Origin of the sequence: Dietzia massiliensis, from assembly GCF_018390595.1 — a bacterium.
Taxonomy (GTDB): Bacteria; Actinomycetota; Actinomycetes; order Mycobacteriales; family Mycobacteriaceae; genus Dietzia; species Dietzia massiliensis.
In genome coordinates this window covers 1-4693 of the sequence record NZ_JAHBAV010000099.1, presented here as the reverse complement: position 1 = coordinate 4693, position 4693 = coordinate 1, and the positions used below count along the sequence as shown (strand labels likewise).

The 4693-nt window shown below is 69.5% G+C and carries 4 protein-coding genes and 1 pseudogene; 2 read left to right on the top strand and 3 right to left on the bottom strand.

Features of this window, described 5'->3' with window-relative positions; all coding sequences use genetic code 11:
* The 3 genes and pseudogenes from KHA85_RS16000 to KHA85_RS15990 form a co-directional block, all read right to left on the bottom strand.
* A pseudogene (locus KHA85_RS16000) lies at positions 1 to 189 on the bottom strand (hypothetical protein); the annotation flags it as partial.
* Positions 190 to 211: 22 nt separating this feature from the next.
* Positions 212 to 1300 carry an inositol-3-phosphate synthase gene (locus KHA85_RS15995; RefSeq protein ID WP_007630381.1) on the bottom strand — a complete coding sequence of 363 codons (1089 nt, stop codon included), beginning with the start codon at positions 1298 to 1300 and terminating at the stop codon, positions 212 to 214.
* Entirely contained in the window at positions 1297 to 1848 is a 552-nt protein-coding gene (locus tag KHA85_RS15990; protein WP_063972772.1) for a PadR family transcriptional regulator, read from the bottom strand. The genes KHA85_RS15995 and KHA85_RS15990 overlap by 4 nt, the downstream gene beginning before the upstream one ends.
* 241 nt (positions 1849 to 2089) lie before the next feature.
* Between KHA85_RS15990 and KHA85_RS15985 the strand changes: the two genes are divergently transcribed.
* Entirely contained in the window at positions 2090 to 2488 is a 399-nt protein-coding gene (locus KHA85_RS15985; protein WP_213186569.1) for a DUF5318 family protein, read from the top strand.
* Positions 2489 to 2618: 130 nt separating this feature from the next.
* A partial coding sequence (locus tag KHA85_RS15980) for a transglycosylase domain-containing protein (protein WP_213186568.1) occupies positions 2619 to 4693 on the top strand: 2075 nt, incomplete at its 3' end.

Genomic DNA, 4693 nt, shown 5'->3' with positions numbered 1-4693 from the left:
CGTGGGGGACGTGGGGGTCGACGACGACGAGGTGCTCGACGTCGCCGCCGGCGGGGCGACCGGTTCGCCGTCCGGGTCGGCGGAACAGGCCGAGAGTGCGACCCCGGCCGCCATCGCGAGTGCGATGACGGCCGGGACACGGCGACGTCCCGAGGTGGTGGGCCGGTGGTTCGTCGCTGTGGGGTTCATTCGATCCTCTGTGGTGCGCTGGTCAGGCCCCGATGATGAAGGCCTCGAGCTCGGCGCGGGCCTTGTCGTCCGCCATCTGCTCCGGCGGGGACTTCATGAGGTACGCCGAGGCCGGCAGGATGGGTCCGCCGATGCCGCGGTCCTTGGCGATCTTGGCCGCGCGGACGGCGTCGATGATGATGCCCGCCGAGTTGGGCGAGTCCCACACCTCGAGCTTGTACTCGAGGTTGATGGGGGCGTCACCGAACGCACGTCCCTCGAGACGAACGTACGCCCACTTGCGGTCGTCGAGCCACTCCACGTAGTCCGAGGGGCCGATGTGCACGTTGCGGTCGTGGACCTTGTTCTTGAGCGAGCCCTCGAGGTTGGAGGTCACGGCCTGGGTCTTGGAGACCTTCTTGGACTCGAGGCGGTCCCGCTCGAGCATGTTCTTGAAGTCCATGTTGCCGCCGACGTTGAGCTGGTACGTGCGGTCCAGTGCGACGCCGCGGTCCTCGAAGAGCTTGGCCATCACGCGGTGGGTGATGGTGGCGCCGACCTGGCTCTTGATGTCGTCGCCGACGATCGGGACGCCGGCGGAGCGGAACTTCTCGGCCCACTCGGGGTCGGAGGCGATGAACACGGGCAGGGCGTTGACGAACGCGACGCCGGCGTCGATCGCGCACTGCGCGTAGAACTTGTCGGCCTCCTCCGAGCCGACGGGCAGGTAGCTCACCAGCACGTCGACCTCGGCGTCGCGCAGGGCCTGCACGACGTCGACGGGCTCGGCGGCGGACTCCTCGATGGTCTCGCGGTAGTACTTGCCGAGGCCGTCGAGGGTGGGGCCGCGCTGCACGGTCACGCCGGTGGGCGGGACGTCGCAGAGGGTGATGGTGTTGTTCTCGGAGGCGCGGATGGCCTCGGCGAGATCCATGCCGACCTTCTTGCCGTCGACGTCGAACGCGGCGACGAACTGCACGTCATTGACGTGGTAATCACCGAACTTCACGTGCATGAGGCCGGGGACGGTCGAGTCGATCGCCGCGTCCTTGTAGTACTCCACGCCCTGCACGAGCGAGGACGCACAGTTGCCGACGCCGACGATCGCGACGCGCACCTTCTGGTCGGTCATTGGGGTTCTCCTTGTGATGGGTTCTCTGTCCGGATGAGCTCGTTGATCCACCGCAGCTCGCGCTCGCTGGTCTCGAGCCCGAGCAGGGTGAGCTGCCGGGCGTATCGCAGTTCGGTGGGGCCGGTGCGTGCGGCGGCGTCACGCTGACCCTCGCGCCGCTCCTCCAGGACCCGACGCCGGCCCTCGAGCAACCGCACCCGGGCGGGGCCGGGCGTGCGATCGAAGAACGCCAGGTGGACGCCGAAGCCGTCGTCGGTGAACGACGATGCCCCGGGTTCGTCGAGCAGGGTCGCCAGCGTCTCCTTGCCGCGCGTGGTGATGCGGTAGGTCTTGCGACCGCGCCGCGCGGTGGCGGGCGGCCGGGTGGCGGTGGCGGCCGAGGAGTCCTCGACGATGTCGCCCTGGTGTTGGAGGCGACGCAGCGTCGGATAGAGGGAGCCGAAGGACACCGTCCGGACCGTCCCGAGCATCTCGGACAGCCGCTTGCGCAGCTCGTACCCGTGCATCGGCCGCTCGTCGAGCAGTCCCAGGATGGCCAGTTCCAGCACTCCACCTCCCCTTCCCACGTCGGTCGTGCCTGCGGATGTCATGCGACGGTCACCGATCGTACACCCGCTGATGTATCGGACCGATATACCGCCGTGTGACATCGGTTCGACGTGTAGCCCGATGCCCCGGCGGGGGCCGTAGGCTGGGGTCGTGGACCAGGCCGACTCCCGCTTCCCGCGACCCGGCCCCCCGCCGGGGCCGGAGGACCCCACCGGCCGTGCGGCGCTGCGGCGCCGCCGGGTGGTGGACTTCGCGCTGCGCCGTCGCGGCGTCCTGGCGTCCCTGCGCGAGGGCGGACTGTCGCTGCGCGAGGTCTGCGACGCGGACGTCTACCTCCTGCGCGCGGCCGGCTTCCACGGCGTGGTCACCGAGACCGTGTGCCCCGTCTGCCGCAAGGAGAACCTCACCGAGGTGTCCTGGGTGTTCGGCGGCGACCTGGGCCCGGCGTCCGGCTCCGCCCGAGGTGCCGACGAGATCGAGCAGCTCGCCCTGTCCCACGACGAGTTCACGGTCCACGTCGTGGAGGTGTGCCGCAGCTGCTCGTGGAACCACCTCGTCGAGTCCTATGAGGTGGGGCTCACGCCGGGGACCGGAAAGCGCGTACGACGGGCGGCGAGAGAGCTCCGACGCCACCGCTGAACACCCCGCCCGCTGCCCGACGACGCCTCCGGAGTACAGCGTCGGCGACGTTTTCGTACACAATGGTCGCCAGAGCACCGCCGCCGGGGGCCTTCCGGGTCGGTCGGATCGGCTCGCGGGAGGGTAGAGCATGGCGCAGAACGGCAGGACGGGTAAGGCCGCCGACGAGGGCCGGGGCAGGGCCTCGGAGCAGACCGGTTGGGTCCGTCGCCATCCGATCTGGACGACGGTGATCCTCCTCGCCGTCGTCCTCCTCGTCGTCCCCCTGACGGTCGCGGTCGTGACCTACAACCGCACCGAGATCCCCGAGCCCGGCAGTGTCCGCACGGAGCAGATCTCGGAGATCTACCAGAGCGACGGCACCACGATGATCGGTCGCATCGTCCCGCCCGAGGGCAACCGCACGCTCATCGAGCTCGACGTGGTGCCCGTCCACGTGCGCAACGCGGTCATCGCCGCCGAGGACCGCTCCTTCTACACCAACGAGGGCTACGACCCGACCGGCATCGGCCGCGCGGTGATCGGGCAGATCACCGGCGAGTCCAGCGCGGGCGGCGGCTCCACCATCACGCAGCAGTACGTCAAGAACACGATGGTCGGTGACGCGCCCACCTACGAGCGCAAGGCCAAAGAGATCATCATCGCCGCCAAGATGACGAACGAGTGGTCCAAGGACCAGATCCTCGAGGCCTACCTCAACACCATCTACTTCGGTCGCGGCGCCTACGGAATCGCCGCCGCCTCCACCGCCTACTTCAACAAGCCCGTCGAGGCGCTGACGGTGGAGGAGGGTGCGCTGCTGGCCGGCGTCATCCAGTCGCCCTCCGCCCTGGACCCGCTCAACAACCGCGAGGCCTCCGAGCGACGGTGGAACTACGTGATGGACGGCATGCGCGACATGGGCGCCATCGACGCGCAGCAGCGCGGAAACGCCGTGTTCCCGCAGGTCGTCGAAGACCCGCAGGCCGTCGAGCAGAACGTCGGCGACCCCACCAACGGGCCCATTCGACGTCAGGTGCTCGCCGAGCTCGCCCAGTCCGGGATCGACGAGCAGATGCTCAACACCCGGGGCCTGAAGATCATCACCACGATCGACCCCAAGACCCAGGACGCCGTCGTCAACGCGGCGCGCTCCAACATGCAGGACGAGAGCCCGGACAACCGTACGGCGGTGGTGTCGATCAACCCGCGCACCGGCGGCGTGATCGGCTACTACGGCGGCGAGGAGGCCGAGGGCTGGGACTACGCCAACGCCCCCCTGCAGACGGGTTCGACCTTCAAGATCTTCGGTGTCGCCGCCGCCCTCGATCAGGGCATCGGACTGGGGACCCAGATCTCGTCCGCGCCGGTGACCACCGGCAACGTCACGGTCACCAACGTCGACGGTCGGTCCTGTGGCTCGTGCTCCATCTCCCAGGCGTTGTTGCTCTCGCTCAACACCTCGTTCATCCGTCTCCAGCGCATGCTGGACAACGGAGCCAACGACGTCCGCGACATGGCGCACCGCACCGGTATCCCCAAGCGGATTCCGGGTCTGCCGTGGGAGACCCTGAGCGAACAGGGCGAGGACCCGTACGACGGCCTCATCCTGGGCCAGTACCCCATCCGCGTCCGTGACATGGCGACCGGCCTGGCGACCTTCGCCGCCGAGGGCGTCCACCGGCCCACGCACTTCATCGAGCGGGTCGAGACCGCCGACGGGGAGGTGCTCCTGGACAACTCGTCGATCGAGGGCGAGGAGGTGGTCGAGGCCGACGTCGCCAACAACCTCACGTCCGCGATGGAGCCCATCGCCGCCTACTCGAACGGCCACGCGCTGGCCGGCGGGCGCCCCTCGGCGTCCAAGTCCGGCACCACCCAGCTCGGCGACACCGGCTACAACAAGGACGCCTGGTTCGTCGGCTACACCCCGTCGATCGCCACCGCGGTCTGGGTCGGCACCGACGACAACAAGCCGTTGTTCAACGCCTGGGGCGGCACGATGTACGGCGCCTCCGTGCCCGCCGACATCTGGAAGTCGGCCATGGACGGCGCGCTGTCCGGGACCGACTGGGAGTCCTTCCCCGAGCCCGGCTACATCGGCGGTCAGGCCGGACGCTCCTCGTGGGGGTCCTCCGGGACCGGCTCGGGCACCACGGGCGGCACCGACACCGGCGACACCGCTCCCCAGCCGAGCGTCGCGCCCGCGCCCGTCCAGCCCGCCCC

Excerpts from the sequence above, each read along its gene's own strand:
- KHA85_RS15995 (WP_007630381.1), bottom strand. The coding sequence starts at position 1,300 with ATGACCGACCAGAAGGTGCGCGTCGCGATCGTCGGCGTCGGCAACTGT.